General features: G+C 57.2%; 21 protein-coding genes. 13 read left to right on the top strand and 8 right to left on the bottom strand.

Annotated elements, in window-relative coordinates:
* Positions 1 to 3 precede the first annotated feature (3 nt).
* Positions 4 to 969 (top strand): phage protein, encoded by a 966-nt coding sequence (locus ACW9HX_RS02320; protein ID WP_457379350.1) that lies wholly within the window; start codon positions 4 to 6, stop codon positions 967 to 969.
* Here the strand turns inward: ACW9HX_RS02320 and ACW9HX_RS02315 are convergent.
* Positions 966 to 1,397 (bottom strand): hypothetical protein, encoded by a 432-nt coding sequence (locus tag ACW9HX_RS02315; protein ID WP_457379349.1) that lies wholly within the window; start codon positions 1,395 to 1,397, stop codon positions 966 to 968. The genes ACW9HX_RS02320 and ACW9HX_RS02315 overlap by 4 nt on opposite strands.
* Positions 1,398 to 1,408: 11 nt before the next feature.
* Between ACW9HX_RS02315 and ACW9HX_RS02310 the strand changes: the two genes are divergently transcribed.
* The 9 genes from ACW9HX_RS02310 to ACW9HX_RS02270 are packed head-to-tail and all read left to right on the top strand — an operon-like array spanning position 1,409 to position 9,141.
* Complete coding sequence (locus ACW9HX_RS02310) at positions 1,409 to 2,113, top strand: Gp138 family membrane-puncturing spike protein (RefSeq protein ID WP_457379348.1); 705 nt, start codon at positions 1,409 to 1,411, stop codon at positions 2,111 to 2,113.
* The gene (locus tag ACW9HX_RS02305; RefSeq protein ID WP_457379347.1) at positions 2,110 to 2,463 is read left to right on the top strand and encodes a hypothetical protein; all 354 of its coding nucleotides are present in this window, start codon (positions 2,110 to 2,112) and stop codon (positions 2,461 to 2,463) included. Before ACW9HX_RS02310 ends, ACW9HX_RS02305 begins: the two co-directional genes overlap by 4 nt.
* Positions 2,464 to 3,642: a baseplate J/gp47 family protein gene (locus ACW9HX_RS02300; RefSeq protein WP_457379346.1), complete on the top strand. Its 1,179-nt coding sequence runs from the start codon at positions 2,464 to 2,466 to the stop codon at positions 3,640 to 3,642.
* 1 nt (position 3,643) lies between these two features.
* The gene (locus ACW9HX_RS02295) at positions 3,644 to 4,306 is read left to right on the top strand and encodes a DUF2612 domain-containing protein (RefSeq protein ID WP_457379345.1); all 663 of its coding nucleotides are present in this window, start codon (positions 3,644 to 3,646) and stop codon (positions 4,304 to 4,306) included.
* A 12-nt stretch (positions 4,307 to 4,318) separates the two neighbouring features.
* Positions 4,319 to 5,725, top strand: a complete 1,407-nt coding sequence (locus ACW9HX_RS02290; RefSeq protein ID WP_457379344.1) for a hypothetical protein — start codon at positions 4,319 to 4,321, stop codon at positions 5,723 to 5,725.
* A gap of 13 nt (positions 5,726 to 5,738) precedes the next feature.
* Positions 5,739 to 6,182: a tail fiber assembly protein gene (locus ACW9HX_RS02285; protein WP_457379343.1), complete on the top strand. Its 444-nt coding sequence runs from the start codon at positions 5,739 to 5,741 to the stop codon at positions 6,180 to 6,182.
* Positions 6,183 to 6,194: 12 nt separating this feature from the next.
* Positions 6,195 to 6,743 carry a glycoside hydrolase family 19 protein gene (locus ACW9HX_RS02280; protein ID WP_457379342.1) on the top strand — a complete coding sequence of 183 codons (549 nt, stop codon included), beginning with the start codon at positions 6,195 to 6,197 and terminating at the stop codon, positions 6,741 to 6,743.
* Positions 6,740 to 7,255 carry a DUF2514 family protein gene (locus ACW9HX_RS02275; RefSeq protein ID WP_457379341.1) on the top strand — a complete coding sequence of 172 codons (516 nt, stop codon included), beginning with the start codon at positions 6,740 to 6,742 and terminating at the stop codon, positions 7,253 to 7,255. The genes ACW9HX_RS02280 and ACW9HX_RS02275 overlap by 4 nt, the downstream gene beginning before the upstream one ends.
* Before the next feature lie 20 nt (positions 7,256 to 7,275).
* Entirely contained in the window at positions 7,276 to 9,141 is a 1,866-nt protein-coding gene (locus tag ACW9HX_RS02270; RefSeq protein ID WP_457379340.1) for an SGNH/GDSL hydrolase family protein, read from the top strand.
* 5 nt (positions 9,142 to 9,146) lie between these two features.
* Here the strand turns inward: ACW9HX_RS02270 and ACW9HX_RS02265 are convergent, their stop codons facing one another.
* Positions 9,147 to 9,368 (bottom strand): hypothetical protein, encoded by a 222-nt coding sequence (locus ACW9HX_RS02265; protein WP_457379339.1) that lies wholly within the window; start codon positions 9,366 to 9,368, stop codon positions 9,147 to 9,149.
* 500 nt (positions 9,369 to 9,868) lie between these two features.
* Here ACW9HX_RS02265 and ACW9HX_RS02260 point away from each other — a divergent pair, with 500 nt between their 5' ends.
* Positions 9,869 to 10,219: a hypothetical protein gene (locus tag ACW9HX_RS02260; RefSeq protein WP_457379338.1), complete on the top strand. Its 351-nt coding sequence runs from the start codon at positions 9,869 to 9,871 to the stop codon at positions 10,217 to 10,219.
* 121 nt (positions 10,220 to 10,340) lie between these two features.
* Here the strand turns inward: ACW9HX_RS02260 and ACW9HX_RS02255 are convergent, their stop codons facing one another.
* Positions 10,341 to 11,441, bottom strand: coding sequence for an acyltransferase family protein (locus tag ACW9HX_RS02255; RefSeq protein ID WP_457379337.1), 1,101 nt, complete (start codon positions 11,439 to 11,441; stop codon positions 10,341 to 10,343).
* A gap of 198 nt (positions 11,442 to 11,639) precedes the next feature.
* Positions 11,640 to 11,936 carry a hypothetical protein gene (locus ACW9HX_RS02250; protein WP_457379336.1) on the bottom strand — a complete coding sequence of 99 codons (297 nt, stop codon included), beginning with the start codon at positions 11,934 to 11,936 and terminating at the stop codon, positions 11,640 to 11,642.
* 229 nt (positions 11,937 to 12,165) lie between these two features.
* Between ACW9HX_RS02250 and ACW9HX_RS02245 the strand changes: the two genes are divergently transcribed.
* Positions 12,166 to 12,495, top strand: coding sequence for a hypothetical protein (locus tag ACW9HX_RS02245; RefSeq protein ID WP_096821286.1), 330 nt, complete (start codon positions 12,166 to 12,168; stop codon positions 12,493 to 12,495).
* A gap of 56 nt (positions 12,496 to 12,551) precedes the next feature.
* Here the strand turns inward: ACW9HX_RS02245 and ACW9HX_RS02240 are convergent, their stop codons facing one another.
* From ACW9HX_RS02240 to ACW9HX_RS02225, 4 genes are all read right to left on the bottom strand, one after another.
* A complete protein-coding gene (locus ACW9HX_RS02240; protein WP_457379335.1) occupies positions 12,552 to 12,965 on the bottom strand; it encodes a VOC family protein in 414 nt (137 codons plus the stop codon).
* 151 nt (positions 12,966 to 13,116) lie between these two features.
* On the bottom strand, positions 13,117 to 14,061 hold the full coding sequence (locus ACW9HX_RS02235; protein ID WP_457379334.1) for an alpha/beta hydrolase: 945 nt from the start codon (positions 14,059 to 14,061) through the stop codon (positions 13,117 to 13,119).
* 112 nt (positions 14,062 to 14,173) lie between these two features.
* Positions 14,174 to 15,172 carry an NAD(P)H-quinone oxidoreductase gene (locus ACW9HX_RS02230; RefSeq protein ID WP_457379333.1) on the bottom strand — a complete coding sequence of 333 codons (999 nt, stop codon included), beginning with the start codon at positions 15,170 to 15,172 and terminating at the stop codon, positions 14,174 to 14,176.
* A gap of 63 nt (positions 15,173 to 15,235) precedes the next feature.
* Positions 15,236 to 16,456, bottom strand: a complete 1,221-nt coding sequence (locus ACW9HX_RS02225) for a YbfB/YjiJ family MFS transporter (protein WP_457379332.1) — start codon at positions 16,454 to 16,456, stop codon at positions 15,236 to 15,238.
* A gap of 111 nt (positions 16,457 to 16,567) precedes the next feature.
* Between ACW9HX_RS02225 and ACW9HX_RS02220 the strand changes: the two genes are divergently transcribed.
* The gene (locus ACW9HX_RS02220) at positions 16,568 to 17,443 is read left to right on the top strand and encodes a LysR family transcriptional regulator (protein ID WP_457379331.1); all 876 of its coding nucleotides are present in this window, start codon (positions 16,568 to 16,570) and stop codon (positions 17,441 to 17,443) included.
* Positions 17,444 to 17,481: the final 38 nt, after the last annotated feature.

Here is a 17,481-nt window from a genome sequence, read left to right as displayed (position 1 = left end):
TAAATGAGCGTGCCCCAATATCTGCGCCAAATCAGCCTCAAGGTCGGGGACGCGGATGATGCTCTCGACCTGTCGGACATGCGAATCCGGTTCGCGGTGCGAAGAGGTGACTTCAAAACCCCAAATTCAGCAGACATCAGGGTATACAACCTCAGTGAAAACACCGTCCAGCGGATTCAAAAGGAATTCGAACGGGTCGTGCTGCAAGCCGGGTATGCCGGAAACTACGGCGTAATCTTCGACGGCACGATCAAACAGGTTCGGCGCGGCCGTGAGAGTCAGGACACGACTTACATCGACATCACTGCTGCCGACGGCGACAGCGCCTATAACTTCGCCGTGATGAACGTGACGCTGGCCTCTGGCTCCACTGCCAATGATCACCTGGAGCAGGTGTTGAGCTCTATGAAGTCGCGCGGCATCACCATGGGAGAGGCGCCTGAGCTTTCGGAAACCAGGCTCCCTCGGGGGAAAGTTTTCTATGGCATGACCCGCGACTTTCTCGACATCTTGGGTAAAACGCAGGATGTGAGCTGGAGCATTCAGGACAGCAAGCTGACATTAATCCCGAACAACGCCTACCTGCCAGGCGAAGCTGTCGTGATCACTTCGGCGACGGGGATGGTGGGCCTGCCGGAGCAGACCCAAAACGGAATCAACGTGCGCACGCTTCTGAACCCAGGCATCCGTATCGGCAAGCGTTTGCAGATCAACAACACCAGCATCCAGCAGTATCGGTACGGTCTGAGCATCAATTCAGGAGCGTCCAACAGCTTTGTGAAGCAACAAGCCAAGATCGCTGATGACGGGTTCTATAAAGCGATTGTCGTGGACCATTACGGAGATACCCGGGGCAATGAGTGGTACACCGATACGATCTGCCTTGCGATTGATGCAACAGTACCGATTGGCTTGCTCCCTCAAACCGGTGGCGTTGGTCCGGTCGGTCCAGTCCGACCTTACGGTTAAGGACACATTTCCATGGCTTTGGCGTACCGACTACCCTGATTCGGGGATGCCGTTACGGTAGACAATCCTTCCTTTGCCAAGTCCGCCGTGACGTAAGCATTCGGTGGAGCATAACTCTGGCTGCCATCCTGACGAACAATCACGTATGACCCATCTAAATGCGTTCCCCAGCAGCCTTTCAGTGACAAAGCAGGTCGCTTCGTATTGGCAGAAGTAGAGCCGCTATCCGAAAAAAAATAGGCCCGCATATCTTTGGCGTGCGCCAAAGGCAAATCGCATTTGCGATCTCGGTACAGAACCTCAAGCGGGGCAGTGATCGGAAATCTATCACCGACGCACTGATGTCCTTTGGCGGTCTGCACGTATACGACCTCAGCATTTGCAATCGCCGGCAATACAAGCGCTCCAATCAAAAACAACTTTCTCATGGTGACTCTCCATGGATGCACGCGAGCGTATGAACGACCCGATTATTGGGTTATCGGTCGCCCTTGGTGGGTGGCAGTCAAAAATTCAGACAGCTGTCCCAGGCATTATTCAATCCTTCAATGCTGATCATATGACCTGCACGGTTCAACCGGCAATCAGTGGCCTAGTGCGCGACGAGACCGGCGCCCTCACTGGGACAGATCTCCCGCTTCTCACCGACTGCCCGGTGCAATTCCCGGCCGGCGGCGGCTGCACACTGACCTTCCCAGTAAAGCCAGGCGATGAATGCCTCGTGGTGTTCTCGTCGCGCTGCATCGATTCCTGGTGGCAGTCTGGCGGGGTCCAGGCGCAGGCCGATCTGCGTATGCACGACCTGTCGGATGGATTTGTGTTGTTGGGATTCCGCTCGCAGCCACGGGTGATCGGCGGCATCAGTGGCAGCGCCGCGCAGCTCAGGACAGACGATGGCGCGGCATTCGTTGAGGTCGATTCGGTTACGCACGCCATCAATGCCGTGACCGCCGGCGCCGCGCTGGTGAGCGCCCAGGGCAACATCACCCTGACCGCGCCGCTGGTGACCATCAACGGCGACGTGAAGGTCAACGGCCGAGTCGACTCGACTGGCGACGTGAAGGCCGGAACGATCAGCCTCCAGACTCACAAGCATACCGGTGTGACCGCCGGCGGCGGAACGAGCGGAGGGCCAACGCCATGAGATATCGAAAGCTCGACGCCAATGGCGATTATACCTTCGGCCACCAGCAGGCCGACTTCCTGCGTGACTCTCCCGAGGCGGTGGCTCAGGCCATCAGCACCAGGCTCAAACTCGATCAGGGCGAGTGGTTCCTCGACAAAACCGAAGGCATGCCGTGGAGCTCTGAGGTACTGGGCGAGCGCACAGTTGCTACGCGTGACTCCGCCGTCCAGAAGCGGATCCTTGGAACACAAGGTGTTGTGCAGCTCGACAGCTACGACAGCGGTCTCGATCCAGATACCCGCAAGTTCACGCCGACAGCCGAAGTCACAACGGTATACGGCCAGGCGACTATCAACGGGACTCAATAAATGGCCTCTCCAACAGCACCGACCATTACGGCAACCGGCATCACGGCGCCGACGTATGCCGAGGTTCTCGATTACCTGAAAGCAAAGTATCGATCGATCTATGGAGATGATATCTACCTTGAGGCTGATTCGCAGGACGGCCAATTTCTGGCAGTTCAGGCACTGGCCATCAGCGATTCAAACTCCGCCACGATTGCCGCGTATCTTTCGTTCTCGCCGGCCACCGCACAGAAAGCCGCGCTGTCCAGTAACGTGAAGATCAACGGCATCGCACGCGCCGTGGCGACCAACTCCCAGGCCGATCTGACAATCATCGGTCAGGCTGGCACCACGATCACCAGCGGATTCGCCGAAGACCAAAACGGGAACAAATGGGCGCTACCAGCCTCCGTGGTTATTCCTCCGTCTGGCGAGATAGTCGAGACGGCGACCTGCGCGACAGTCGGTGCGATTACTGCCACTGCTGGGCAGATAAACAAGATCTCGACAGTGACTAGGGGCTGGCAGAGCGTAACCAATCTGTCGGATGCGACGCCTGGCGCACCGGTAGAAACGGACCCAAAGCTTCGAGCCAAACAGAAAACATCGACAGCGCTTCCTTCCAGAACGGTTCTCGAAGGGACCATTGGTGCGGTTGCGAACGTCGCCGGGGTGACTCGGTATTCAGCCGTCGACAACGACACCAAGGTCACAGACACCAACGGCATTCTGGGAAATCATCTTGCAATTATCGCTGAGGGTGGCGACGCGACGGAAATCGCATCGGCCATCGCGGCAAAAAAAGGGCCAGGGGGCGGCACATTCGGTACGACGTCGGTCACCGTGCTGAATGTCTATGGGATGCCGATCACCATCAATTTTTTCCGCCCAACCTATAAAGCGATTACCGCAGCCGCTTCGCTGAAGGCGTTGCCGGGCTACACGACTGCTATCGGCGCCGCGCTTCAGCAAGCGGTATCGGATTACGTGAATGCTGTCTCAATCGGTGGAGGCCCAAGCGGAACAGTCGAATGGGCTGATGCGCTGACAGCTGCGAACAGTATTCCCGGCAGCGAAACGTTCAAGCTTACAGCCTTGACGCTCACGGGGCCGAGCGGCCCTGGCACGCCGGATGTTCCGCTTGCATTCAATCAGGCCGCTTCCTGTACGCCCGCGTCCGTTGTCCTTACGGTGACCTGACATGGCAGACATCAAGGATTACACGGGCAAGATCACCAGCGAGCACTCAGATAAACCGAAATTCATGCAGATGGTTGAATCGGTATCGCAGTGTTTTTTGGACGTGAGCACGGTATCGGTGAGCCTTCCCGCAGCGTTTGACCTGGATGATGCCGTCGATGCACAGCTTGACGACATCGGTTTGTGGGTGGGGATTTCCAGAAATGTCAGCACACCACTGACGGGTGTCTACTTTGCGCTGGATGCCGATGGTCTCGGCTTTGACCAAGGCGCGTGGCAAGGCCCGTTCGATCCCGACAGTGGCATCACCACACTCGACAACGAGACGTATCGAACGTTGATACGAGCGAAAATCGGCGCGAACCACTGGGATGGAACCATGGAGCAGTCCAAGAAAATCTTGGATCTCATCTTCACCGGCGAAGCTCTCGTTTTCATTCAAGACAACCAGGACATGACGATGACGATCGGTATTGCCGGTGTGTCACCTACTGCACTGGAGCTCGCACTACTGACCGGCGGTTACATTCCAATCAAGCCGCAAAGTGTCGGAGTCGATTACTACGTCACCCCTACGCAAGACGGTCCTCTCTTCGGTTTTGACGTCACAAACCAATACATCGCCGGCTTCGACGAAGGAAGCTGGGGAAAACTCTACTCATAACTCGGGGTTCATATGCCAACGAATGACTTTTTGCCGTTCGGCAACGCCGTGGGCGCCAATGTAATGAACCAGACTGACTACCTGGCTTTGGCTGCTCGCTCCACTGGATTTGTAGCAGGGACCGCAAAGTCTGCACAGCTCAATAAAGCGTGGAGGCAATCATCAATCATCTCCTCGATGCTGGCTCAGTTCATTGTTGACCAGTCTGGCCAGAACGCTGTTGATGATGGGAGCACCTCGACGCTTGAGGCGAATTTACTGACAGCCATCCGGGCAGTAGGGCGCCAGACTACAATCCTCCCCGATACAGGATCGGCCAACGCATATGCAGCAGTAAACTCCCCCGCGCTTACGACCCTTCCGGCGACCGGATATGTACAGCGCATCAATATTGCAAATGCCAATACTGGAGCTGCGACATACGCTCCCGATGGTCTTGCCGCTAAGCCAATTTACGGTCTCGGCCTTCAGCCTCTTCAGGGTGGCGAGTTACCGGCTGGTATCGCAGTCCTGATGTATCTGGTGCAACCTGGAGTCAATGGCGGCAATGGCGCCTGGATCATCATCGAGTCACTCGGTGGCTCTCAGCAGGTCGCGCCAGCCACGAAAAGTCAGCATGCCGTACAGCTGTCGCAGGCGCAGTCGCTTGGCGCCCCCATTCAGTCGATCACCGCATCTGTTGCAGCTAACGCATTGACGGTCGGATGGAATCCTACAGCGCTGAACTTTCGCAGTCCCACGCTAAACATTGGCACTCCTGTCACCGCTAACCCGGCGGCCGCACTGTCTCTCGTTGTCCCGTCTGGCGCGACACTTGGCACAGCTTCCGGCCAACAGGCGCAACTGATCTTGCTTGTTGCATACAACGGCGGCACTCCAGTCCTGTGCATTACGAACATGTCCGGCGCCTTGGATCTGAGCGAAACCAACCTGATCAGCCCCACGACTATCAGCGCAGGGGCAACCTCGGCTGGCGTCATCTATTCGGCTTCTGCAGTTTCTGCGAACTCGCCGTACCGAGTTGTTGGCTACATCCTGATCACTGAAGCGACGGCTGGCACCTGGGCAACAGCGCCAACCTTGCTTCAAGGTAATGGTGGACAGGCGCTGGCTGCACTACAAGCGTATGGCTCTGGGCAGACGTGGCAAAATGTTCTTGGGTCAAGGGTTTATGGGACAACTTACGTTAACGCCACTCCAAGAACGATCACGGTAAACGTTTCTGGCAACCCATCTTCGGCAAACACCGGCTTTACCTGTTCGGTCACGCCGCCTGGCGGACCGCCCGTAACTGTTGGGGCGGCCAGTACATCACTTTCTCAAACCGCATTCGTGTCATTCGAGGTTCCTGTCGGGTGGTCCTATGTCGTGGTTGCCGGCTCGACAATTACCAACAACTTCTGGGCTGAATACAGATAAGGAGCCTAAGGAAATGCCATATTTCAAAGATTGGACGGGCTCTCTCTGGTACCTCAGCGAGGAGGACGTCCTGAATGGTGGGGAAGGGTTGTTGCCAGCTGGATATGTCACAGTGTCCGACGAAGAAGCGGTGGAAATTCAAAACCCGCCTCCAACTCCCGAACAAATACTGGCAGCACAAAGCCAGAAGCTGCGCGGGTTTATTCAATTGGCGAGCGCGCAAAAGGCAGCTCTGACCAATCGCATTGATGATTTGCAGTTCTCCATTAAGGACGGGACAGCTACGCCTGCAGACGAAACAGAGCTACCGGTCCGTCAGGGGCAGTCAACTGCGTGGTACCGCTACTCGGCAGCCCTTGGTCGATTGTCGAATGATGCTGGCTGGCCGGAAACTGTGACTTGGCCAGAACAGCCGAAAGATGGGATGGACCTATCTTTGGTTGCGGTCGTTTTGTAATAGGGGACGCACATGCCAATTACTCAGCAGCAGTTGCTGCAGATCCTCCCGAACGCCGGCGCCAAAGCCGGCGTTTTTGCACCGGCCCTCAACACAGCGATGCAGCATTACCAGATTGTTGGGACGAAGCGTGCTGCTGCGTTCATCGCCCAGACTGGTCATGAATCCGGCCAGTTGTGCTGGGTGCGTGAGATTTGGGGGCCTACACCAGCTCAGCTGAAGTACGAGGGGCGGCCAGACCTCGGTAACACCGTGGCCGGAGATGGCTCGAAGTTTCGCGGGCGTGGCCTGATCCAGATCACCGGCCGGTCGAACTATGCCGAGTGCGGCGAGGCGCTGGGCTTGGACCTGATCAATCACCCTGAGCTGCTGGAGCTGCCGCAGCATGCCGCGATGTCGGCAGCGTGGTGGTGGGCCACTCATGGGCTTAACACGCTGGCCGACGCAGGCGACAACGCGAACATTGGTAGCATCATCAACACTGGCCGGCGCGGGCGCACTCCGAATGGTGCTGCTGAGCGCCAAGCGCTCTATGAGAAAGCATTGCAGGTGCTGGCATGACTTCCATCTGGCTGCGAATCCTTCCTTATATAGCAGCGGTGCTTCTAGTTGCCGGCTCGCTGCTCGGTGCTTACCACCATGGTGTGAGCGTCACAAACGCAACATGGCAGGCGGAGTGGTCCAGGCGCGATGCCAGAGACGAGGCCGCCCTGGCCGCAAATGAGTCTGCCGCCCGGGTGCGCGAGCAGTCTTACCAACACTCAATCGATAAGGCGGTTCAAGATGGTCAACGCACGATCGATCAGCTCACGGCTGACGCTGCCACTGCTCGCGCTTCTGCTGACAGCCTGCGCGGGGCAGCCGACAAGCTTGCCGCTCGACTCGCAGCCAGTCAGGCCGGCGGCAATTCCTGCACTTCCGCCGCAAGCGCGGCAGCTTCCCGCGCCGTCATGGTGCTTGCCGACGTGCTCAAGCGCGCTGACCAGCGAGCGGGAGAACTGGCAGAGTTTGCTGATCAAAGTTACGCCAGAGGAGTGACGTGCGAAAAAGCATTTGATGGTCTGGGTAAATAATCAGTTTTCGAGAGGTGCGAATGGCCATTGCTGAAGGGATCAATACGTCGACTCTGCCAGTTTCTCTTCTGAAGAACCGGAATGGTGCAACCCAGGATCAGTGGGTATTGCTGTTCGGTGACTCGCATGCTTGGGGACAGGGATCCCCTGAGTCTCAAACATGGACGACTGCTGTAAACGTTTCCGTGCATAGCGCAAACATTTACAACAAGGGCTTTATGGGTCAGCTGGCTGACGATATTTCTCGACGTCGCGGATTTTGTCCTGCTACGTACGGTGCATGGGGCAGCAACTACCCTACGATCGGCCTGCGTCCCGGCTTTTACGCAAATGACGCGCTGTCTCGCTCAGCCAATGACCCAAGCCAAGTGTTCCCGCTGATCCCCGTGGTTGGGAAGATCAGCGGATCGCTCACGCCGCTATCCAGTTATGGGAGCCTGACCAACTCGCGGTTTTACACGCCGGCCGCGCTCAGCGCGACTTATGCCGGCCTGTTTCGCGAGAAACTGTCAACTGGCCTGTTCGGACTGCCGATGCTCACCCTGACAACTGAGGGCGTAAACGAGTTTCAGGAGTCGGGAAAGTCAGAGTTCTTGCAACTGACCGTCAACCCGGCGCGGGTCCCTTCAGGTACCGGGTTCGTCATCTACACCAATGACACTGGCGGCATTTATGCGGAGCGCAACAGCTCGACGAATGACCTGTACCTGTCGACTGTGCAGCCGGCCGCATCATTGCCGGCATGGATTGCAGTCGGCAATCAGGCATTCGTGCCAGGGTATGGCTTGATCAAGTTCGGGTCTATCGCCACGCTTTATGGTGGATCGACGATTGGCATCGTCACTCCGTCCGGCGCCCCGCTGGGTGGGACAGCGATCCTCGGCTGCTTGCGCGATGGGATGCGCCTTTACCATCCGGCCTATGTGCAAAAGTGCGTCTGCCGGGTCCCAATGCAGGCGCCTGCCCGGGCGCTGTACATCGCCATCCGCCATAAGCCGGCTGGCGGGATGCTCTATCTGTACTTCACTGACAACCTCGGGACCGGCGGTGGCGGGAATGAGCCGTATCTTTCTGGAGCGCTGGCCAGGGCGAGCGCCAATGATCTTGAGTGGTGCGCATCGCCATCCGCAGGCTCGGTTGTGGCGGGGCCGAATGGCGTGCTGAGCGCTGCTTCCAAGGTCACGGTAAATCCCGTCAACTTCCAGATCGATACCTCATCGCTGACGGCCGGCGTGACTGAGGAAGTCATCTACCGGATCGACTTTGGCTCGACTCAGATCGGCGACCTCTTCATCGAGGCGTACGGGTCGTGTGATACCCGTGGCGTCATCCTCGACAACAATAAGGTGGTCAATCTGGCCATGGGCGGCCACAGCATAGGCGGCTGGCTTGGTCTTGAGGCCTCATATTCAAGCGAGACGGCCGATCATGTCGCACAAATCCTGAATCACGTTCCTGTGCAGCCATCGCACGTCATTACCCAGCTCCCGCTGGTCAATGAGTACCTGAGACAAACGCCGATCGCGACGTTCATCAACAACCTGGTGGCGTTCGTGAACCGATTCAGAAATCACCTGCCGGCCAGCAACAACTTCAACGCGAAGGGCGTCGATTTCCTGTTCTTCACATCCCTGCGGAACAAGCCAATCGCCTTTGAGGGCGCTGCGCAACAGGCTATCACCTATGACTTGTATGTACAGGTTGCCCGCTCTATCTGCGTGGCCAACGGTTGCGCATTTGTTGATGCAGAGGCGGCGCTGTTTGATGAGGTGAGTTCAGGCCGGGTCGACTACCAGCGCCTTTACAACGATGACAATCACCCGAGCGACTATGCGAACGAACTTATATTCAGAGAGGTTCAAAAGGTCTTGGCCGTCATGGTGTAGTCGGCTCAGAGGGAGAGGTCGTTCTGTTCCTGAATGGTCTTGAACGATTGCCATTCTTGCTCGACGGCCTCGTCGACGTATTCGCCGGATGGGAATCGTTGCAGATCAGCAGCGCGACCATCTTCCTTGAGTAGCTGCTCGAACTCTTCGCGGTAGTGCCGTATCAGCCTGTGGGATGGTGATAGCAGCTCCAGGACCGAGAGCAGTTTCATTATTTTGTCTAGCATGCGCGATTCCTTGCGAGCCCGGCGCGCACCATAGCAGGCAATGCCGTATTGGTGGTTGCCGTACATCGAGTGGGGATTTTTTCGGCAGAACGCCGTAGGAGGGGGTGCGTGACTTTTGCGTGACTTTCTAATGCACTTGTAAGCTCTTGTGGGCATTCGATTGCAGCGAGCGCCAATGGTTACAGAGGTTTAAAAAGGCCTTGCATGATCACTGCATGCATGGGGTGCTAGGGGTCGAGTGTTCGAATCACTCCGTCCCGACCATAATTCCTGAGTAAAATCAGACACTTAAGCCGATCGAGCAGATCGGCTTTTTTGTGCCTGCGCAAAACACCCCAGTAGTTTGGTCCTTGGGACGTTGGCGCATCGAGTGTTCTCAACGCTATCCGGGGCCTACGTGATTTTTGATTGGCCGCCCAGTACCGATTGTTAGCGTTCACTCAAGGATTCATCGAGCTCGGCCGATAGTGACGCCAAATACTCGAAACCTGGAGTTGGAAATGTTTCCAAGAAAAGCCCGTAACGGCATTGCCATCGCGATTATGGCCTCGGTGTACTCCCTTGCAGCTCATGCCACCAGCGTTGCTCTACAGGAGCATCAGACCGCTGTCCTGGCTGTCGCAACCACACAGGCATGCGCAAAAAAACACCCGGATGCCGGCATTTCCCTGGAAAGGTTTCTGGAGCAGGAAAAAGACAATTTGACTGAACCAATGACCAATCACATTCGAGAGGTTGCGGATAAGCCAATGTACGCATCGGAGGTGAGGGGTTCGGTTGAGTTTTTCAACTCTCCCGGTGGGCAAAACTTGCTGGAAAGCCTCTGCAAAGGCATGGTCACGACGAAGTAGTCGTCTTGCAGGGAAGTGTTCGAATCAATACTTTGCGCTGTGTGAAACCATGAGTCAGTTCGATTGGGCCAGTACGTTCACGTGACTGGCCCAGTCAGTTGACCTGGCTTGGTCTAACAGATTAATTCGTCGAACTCTCCAAGACTTTTTCCAAAGAGGTTTTTCTGGAACGAAAAAGCTTCAGCGTTTTCTTTCCAAGCTCAAGCCCGTATTTCTCGACGCTGATATGGAGCAGATAGCACATGATCACAAGTATCGTGAATATTTGCAGGCTTTGGGGTATGGCCACGATTCCAATCTTTGCGACGACTATTTGTATGTAGTCCCACATCCACTTATGGAACAGGTAAATGGCATAAGTGAGATTGGATGCAATGCCAATGATCGGGCCGTACTGCATGCGGTCTCTCAGCACCCAGCCGGCACCAAAGATCACGAGAGCAAAAATGCCATAGTTGCTGTTCATCCAGGCTGGATGATTTTTTGAAATCATGAAAAGAAACAGTGCGAGCATTGATAAGGTCGCAAAGACACAAAGGTTTCGTATTTCTTTGTTCTTTTCATATAGGTAGAAGCAAGCGCCAACCAGAAGGAACACGCCGTAAGTACTCAGATACCCATGGGAGAACTCGGTGGTCACCGGGAATTGCGGGGCAAGGAACATGACCATGGCCGTTGTGAAAAATATCGTCACCGCCGTTTTTGGCTTCTGCAGAATTGCGAAATGACGCAGCAGTGCCATGTAGAAATAGAAACAAACCTCGACCCTGAGCGTCCACTCGACGCCCGTCAAGGCAAGTGGTGTACCGAAAAAATCACCCATCAATAGCAGTCTGGGGATCAGAGTGCCGAGTCCAGGCAGTGCGACGCCATCAATGATTCTGGCAAGCAATGCTTCCACGATGACCGCAAAGATATACAGAGGATAAATTCTGAATATCCGCTTTATTATGAACTCGCTGGTTGTTTCGTTTTGCAGGACATGGGTAATGATGTATCCCGATGTCAGGAAAAAAACAATTACGCCTGCCGCTCCACCATAGCAAAGCGGTAAGAGTGCCTCGGCGAAGTATCTGAGGGTGATGTGCAGGCTTTGGTTCTGGGATATGAACTCAAGCTTGTCGTAAAGTTTGTGGCCGACAAGTACGCTGATAAACGCAAATATCCGCATGTAATCTAAAAATACGATGCGGTCTTTAGTTTTCTGATGCGTGGAGTTCACTGTGCGCTCAATCTTTTGTCAGGCAAACAGCGATTGTACCTGAACCGTGCGATTTTTGAATGAGTGAGGAGCAGCGATTATCGCAGCCTCTGGCGGCGTAATGCCCGGCAGTATTGCACCTGGAAGGCTTTGGCCCTTCGTCGTCAGAACCGAATCGACAGGAGAGGGGAGCCTGTTCTGGGAGCGCGAAACAGTTGCTCAGTCCAGCACGGACTCGATCTTTTTCGAGACAGGATGATCGTCAAAAAAATGAGGCCTGATCTCTTGAAGGGTTTTCTCAAGGAGTTTGACTCTGCGCTCTGTTTCCTTGAGCCGATTGAACAGGGCCTCGACTTCGAAACGTCTTTGTCTTGCCAGGCGACCTTTCAAAACGACTTCATGTCTTTGCGCATGGACCGGCGCAACCGGGGGCTGAGCATCGGTGACATTCGATTGAGCGACGACAACTTCAGGGACGGTCAAGGTGTTCCAGGTTTTTTTGACTTGTGACGGCATCCTGCTGTCTCCACGGTGGCTGTTCAGAAATATTATTATTCGATATTGCAGCTAGCGGCGGGTTCACCTATGTTGAATCCGCGATGACAAGGTAGCTCACAAATGCTGCAAAGGGATTGCACCGTCTCGAGGCTTTAAGCCAAAACTGACGAAAGGCGGCAAATTGCTGGCCCTCGTCACGTGAATTCATAGTCAAAATCGCCTTTTTTCAAAAGGTTAGGCTGGCCATATGCGGACGACTGTCATCACCGTTGCAACGCTTTCCCTGGCTCTCTTCGCGCTCGGGGCCCAGGCGAGGGAACTGAGCAAGAGCCATCGTTTTGCTTGTACCTGGGGTTCGGACATCGCGGCCGGCGCGCAGCAATCGAAGCTGTCGGGGATTTCCCTCTATGGCGCCCGCAAGCGCTTGCAGGTACGCAGGTTTCAGCAGCCCTGGATGCGCATGACCGCGATGGGCATTACTGAGCAGACCTACAACAGTACTTCGCGCCTCAAGCCCGCAGCCGTGAAACAGACCTACTACGAACAGTGCGTGAGACATGAACTGGCTCAGCGATAAACAAAAAGCCCGACCTGAAGAGGTCGGGCTTTTTCATGTCCGGCGCAATGGCTGCATCACTTGTCGCTTTCGCAATTGACCATCCACGACACGCCAAAACGATCCACCAGCATGCCGAAACGCGCGGCCCAGAAGGTCGCTTCCAGTGGCATGTCCACTCGACCGTCCTTGGCCAGGGCATTGAAGACTCTTTCAGCCTCGGCGACGGTGTCGACGTTCAAGGACACCGAGCAACCGCTCATGCCCTGCGTCGGGCGGTCGGGTGTGGTGTCTGACGCCATGAGCATCTGATCGCCGACTTTCAGGCAGGTATGGATAATCAGATTGCGATGCTCTTTCGGAACATGCTCTGCGGCGGGCGTTTCGCCGAAGGTCATCATCGCCTCAAGCTTGCCTTGCAGGCATTGCTCATAAAACGTGAAGGCCGCACGGCAATCGCCGTTGAAGATCAGGTACGGGTTGATTTTCATGGTGGTGCTCCCGATCAGGCAGTGAAACGCAGCGCGGCCGGGTGTGCCGAAGCTGCGTCATGGATTGACTCCATCCAGCAAAGCCTCAGATCGACGGATTGCCAGCCAGTGCCGCAAATATTTATCCCGAAATGACCGATGGACACTGTTCTCAGGAATCGCGCGCACCAGGTAACAACGTTGCGCCTGCAACTCGTGCGGCGGGCCTGGTTTGCATCAACGCATCGATCGCCTTGCGATAGTTTTGTCCGCCCAATGCCATGCTGTTGTTGTGCGTCCCCCCGGGTACCAACAGCAATCGCTTGGGCTGTCTGGCGGCCGCGAACAGTTGCTCGCTGAAGCGTGACGGCACAAACGCATCGGCCAGACCGTGCACGACCAGCAACGGCATATGGATGTCGGCAATCTTGTCGATGGAGTCGAACTTCTGCGACAACAACCAGCGAACGGGCAGGGACGTGTTGGCCACCGCCGCGGCGACATCGGCCAGTGACGTGAAGGTGGACTCGATCACAAGACCCCGGACCGGCAGCGGCGTATGGTTTCTGGTGGCGTTCCGGCCCAGCTCGGCGGCCAGGTCGATGGCAACCGCACCACCGAGGGAATGACCGTAGATCAGGCGTTTGTCCGGGTCGGGTTGCAGTTGCTGGAAGCGTTCCCAGGCTACCCGTGCGTCCTCATAAACGGTGCTTTCTGACGGCAAGTCACCATGACTCTGGCCAAAGCCACGGTAATCGATGGCCAATACCGAATACCCCGCCGCACGCAGCTGTTCGATTCGGAACAATTGCCCCGTCAGATTCCAGCGCACGCCATGCAGATAGAGGATGGCGGGAGCGTTGGGCCGTTCCGCCGGCCACCACCAGGCATGAATGTTCTGCCCGGCCCTGAAGCTTTTCGGTTGCAGGTCAAGTTCCTGAACGCTGCCGGGCAAGCCGTGATACCAGCCGGCGGTGCCCGGTTCGATGCGAAACAACAGCTTGCGTTCGGTGTGTTCCAGTACCGCACAACTCGTCGGCACCCCGATGATCAGGGCGGCCATACAGGCGAACGCCAGACGGCGGCGTCGAAGTCGGGTCATGAAGGCAAGGAACATTAAACGTTTCACCAGTGCGCGGACAAAGAAGGCTTTTTACCAGATGCCTTGGTCCGCGCGTGACATTTTCGACCGTCGTCTGCCTGCAATGATTACAAAACGATGCTGTGGCTCACGCCACGTTCAGCACGATCTTGCCGATGTGATCACCCGCTTCCATGTGCGCATGGGCCTGGGCCGCGTCGGCAAGCGGGTAGACCTTGTCGATAATTGGCAGGCAGCGCCCGGCGGCCAGGACTGGCCAGACGTGTTCGCGCAGTTGCATGGCGATGGCAGCTTTTTCCGCAGAAGTGCGTGCGCGCAACAAGGAGCCTGTGACCACGGCTCGTTTGCCGAGAATGGTCAGTAGATCGACATCGTTGGCACGGGCGCCGCCGAGAAAGCCGAGCATTACCACGCGTCCATCCATGGCCAGTGCGCTGAGGTTGGCGTTCAGATACGAGCCGCCCATGATGTCGAGGATCACATTGACGCCCAGGCCGTTGGTTTTCTCGGCAATCACGGCAGCGAAATCCTGCTCGCGATAATTGATCGGTTCGCCGCCCAATTCACGGATGGCCGCGCATTTGTCGGCACTGCCTGCGGTGGCGAAGGCTTCGATGCCGAGTTCTCTGCACAGCATCAACGCAGTAGTGCCGATGCCACTGGTGCCGCCGTGGATCAACACACGCTGTCCATGACTCGCACCACCGAGACCGAACAGATTGGCCCAGACGGTGAAAAAGGTTTCCGGAATGGCCGCTGCCTGAATCCAGTCCAGCCCATCGGGAATTGGCAAGACCTGGCCCGCCGGAACCGTACAGTATTCAGCGTAACCGCCGCCATTGGTCAGCGCGCAGACTCGGTCACCCGCTGCGAATGTGCCGACACCATTGCCGACCGCCACGACTTCACCCGCCACTTCAAGGCCCGGGATCGGGTTCATGCCAGGCTTCATCGGGTACTTGCCCGCACGTTGCAAGGCGTCCGGGCGATTGATGCCAGCGGCATGCACACGGATCAGCACTTCGCCTTCTGCTGCGACCGGCAGCGGGACGCGTCGGGATTGCAGAACCTCGGGCCCGCCCGGTTCGGTGATTTCGATTCGGGTCATTTCAGTGGGCAACGTCATTTTCGATTCCTCTTGAAAAAGTGATCAGTAGATGGGAACGCAGTCAGGGCGCAATGATTCCCGTCATTCGGCGCGGCAGCGTTGCTCGACGGAGGAGGGCAGCAGTTTCATGGCGTGCTCAAGTATCAGCGCGATCACGATGGCACCGCCGGCAATCACGAAGAGCAGCGCATGTTGTCCGCCCGTGGCGTTGAACAGCGCTGAATAGGCGAAGCCCGCCAACGCCTGAAACGTGGCGAACGACACCGTGGCCCGGCTCCACGCCACCTGTTGGCGATGGTGATCCGGCACCAGCTCATGCACGCGGGCCAACGCCAGCGGGACAATGCCCGGCGGAAACGAGCCGAGGATCACCGCCAGCAGGGCCAACACCAGAAACGAATGCGAAACCGCCAGCAAGCCGAGGGTGACGGCCTGCACCACCAGCACCAGACGAATACCCGTGCGCGCGCCGAGATGATCGGCGAGAAAGCCATAACTCACCGGGCCGACGATGGCGCCCAGACCGTACATGACCCAGATCATCGCGCCGACGTGCGCCCCGGCGCCCAGTCCGCGGGCGACGTAATCCACCAGAAAGACCATGGCCGGCACCAGCCCGGCGGCCATGAATGCGTACTGGGCAAACAACAGATAAACAGCAGGCGGTGTCGGTTCGACCGGTTCCACTTGAGCCGTTGCGTGTGCGGCCTGAGGCAGCTCCGAGGGCCAGCCGAACCAGCTCAAAGCCGTCAGTGCCAGCGACAAAGTGCCCAGTCCCAGCCAGGTCGCTTGCAGGCCCAGACTCAACAGCAGCGGAACAATCGTGCCCGAACCGGCGATGCCCAGACCGATGCCGAGGAAAATCGCCCCGCTGGCCAGACCTTTGCGGGCGGCCGGTACATGGGGCAATACGGTGGCGGCCACCAGCACCATGATCGCGCCGCCCGCAATTCCGGACAGCAGGCGCCAGCCGAAATACCAGCTCACCGAAACAGGGTACGCACAGGCGAAAAACGCCGCGGTCACCGCCAGCATCATCAGGCGCAAGGCGTTTTTCTGAGTGACCCGGCGTGCCAGCGGGCGGCCGAGAAGGGCACCGATCAGGTAGCCGACCAGATTGGCTGCGCCGAGATAGACCACATCATGGGCGGAAAACCACTGCGCCTGGATCAGCGAAGGAATCAGTGGCGTATAGGCGAAACGCGCCAGACCGATGCTGACCAGGCTGGCGCAGAGTCCGGCGAAGATCGACAGCCAGACACCCGTGTCCGGACGCTCGGGCGAAGCAGTTAAAGTGCGCATGACGGCAATCCTGTGAAAGGTTTATGGCGCCCAGCATATCGGCTATCGTTGCTGCGTTAATGCAGCGAGTTTGCGTTGTTGTGATGCGTTTATGCATGAATGGAGAACGGTATGAACTGGGATGATGCACGGGTGTTTCTTGCGGTCTGCCGCGAGTCGACATTGCGCGGCGCCGCGCGTGTACTGGGCGTGGATCAGGCAACGGTCGGACGACGCATCACGGCACTGGAAAAGTCGCTGGGCGCGACCTTGTTCCTGCGCACCTCCGAGGGCTATGCACTGACGGCAGTCGGTGAAGCTGCGCTCAAATCGGTGGAAAAAATGGAGCATTCGGCACTGGAACTGGAACGGCGTATCCAGGGTCTGGACGATCGCCTGACCGGGAGTGTGCGGGTCAGCACTACCGATTCGCTGGCCATCGACTTCCTGATCCCGGCCATCGCGCAGTTGCACGCACAGCATCCGGACGTGCGCGTGCAACTGGACGCCTCTACGCAGATCCTTAGCCTGGCCAAACGTGAAGCGGACATCGCCGTGCGCAACACACGTCCGGACAACCCGGACCTGATCGCCCGGCGCATCGCGCGTTGGCCGGTAGGGTTGTTTGCCTCGCAGGCCTATGTCGACAGCCATGGCGTGCCGGTGCCGGGCAGTGCGTTCGAGGGGCATGATCTGGTGGTGTACCAGCCCTATCTGCAAGGCAACAAGGACCTGACCCTGGTGACCGAGCCCGTGGTTCGCGGGCGGATCGTCGCCGGTCTGAGCTCCAGTCTGCTGGTACGACGCTCGATTGCCGCCGGGCTGGGGGTAGGAGAAATCCCGATCTACATGGGCGAACGCGATGGTCTGGTCAGGCTGTGGCCGGAGCGTACGCGGCCGTTGCCTTATGAAGTGTGGCTGGTGACCCATGCGGATTTACGCCACACCGCGCGGGTCAGAGCGGTGATCGAACACATTGTCGAAGCGTTTGTGCTGGAAAACGAGTAGTCATTCTGCCAATGAAAAAACGGCCTTCACTGAAGACC

This window comes from Pseudomonas sp. SDO52101_S400 (genome assembly GCF_054071635.1).
Note: the sequence above shows the minus strand (reverse complement) of the source record. Positions and strands in the feature narration are given on the sequence as shown.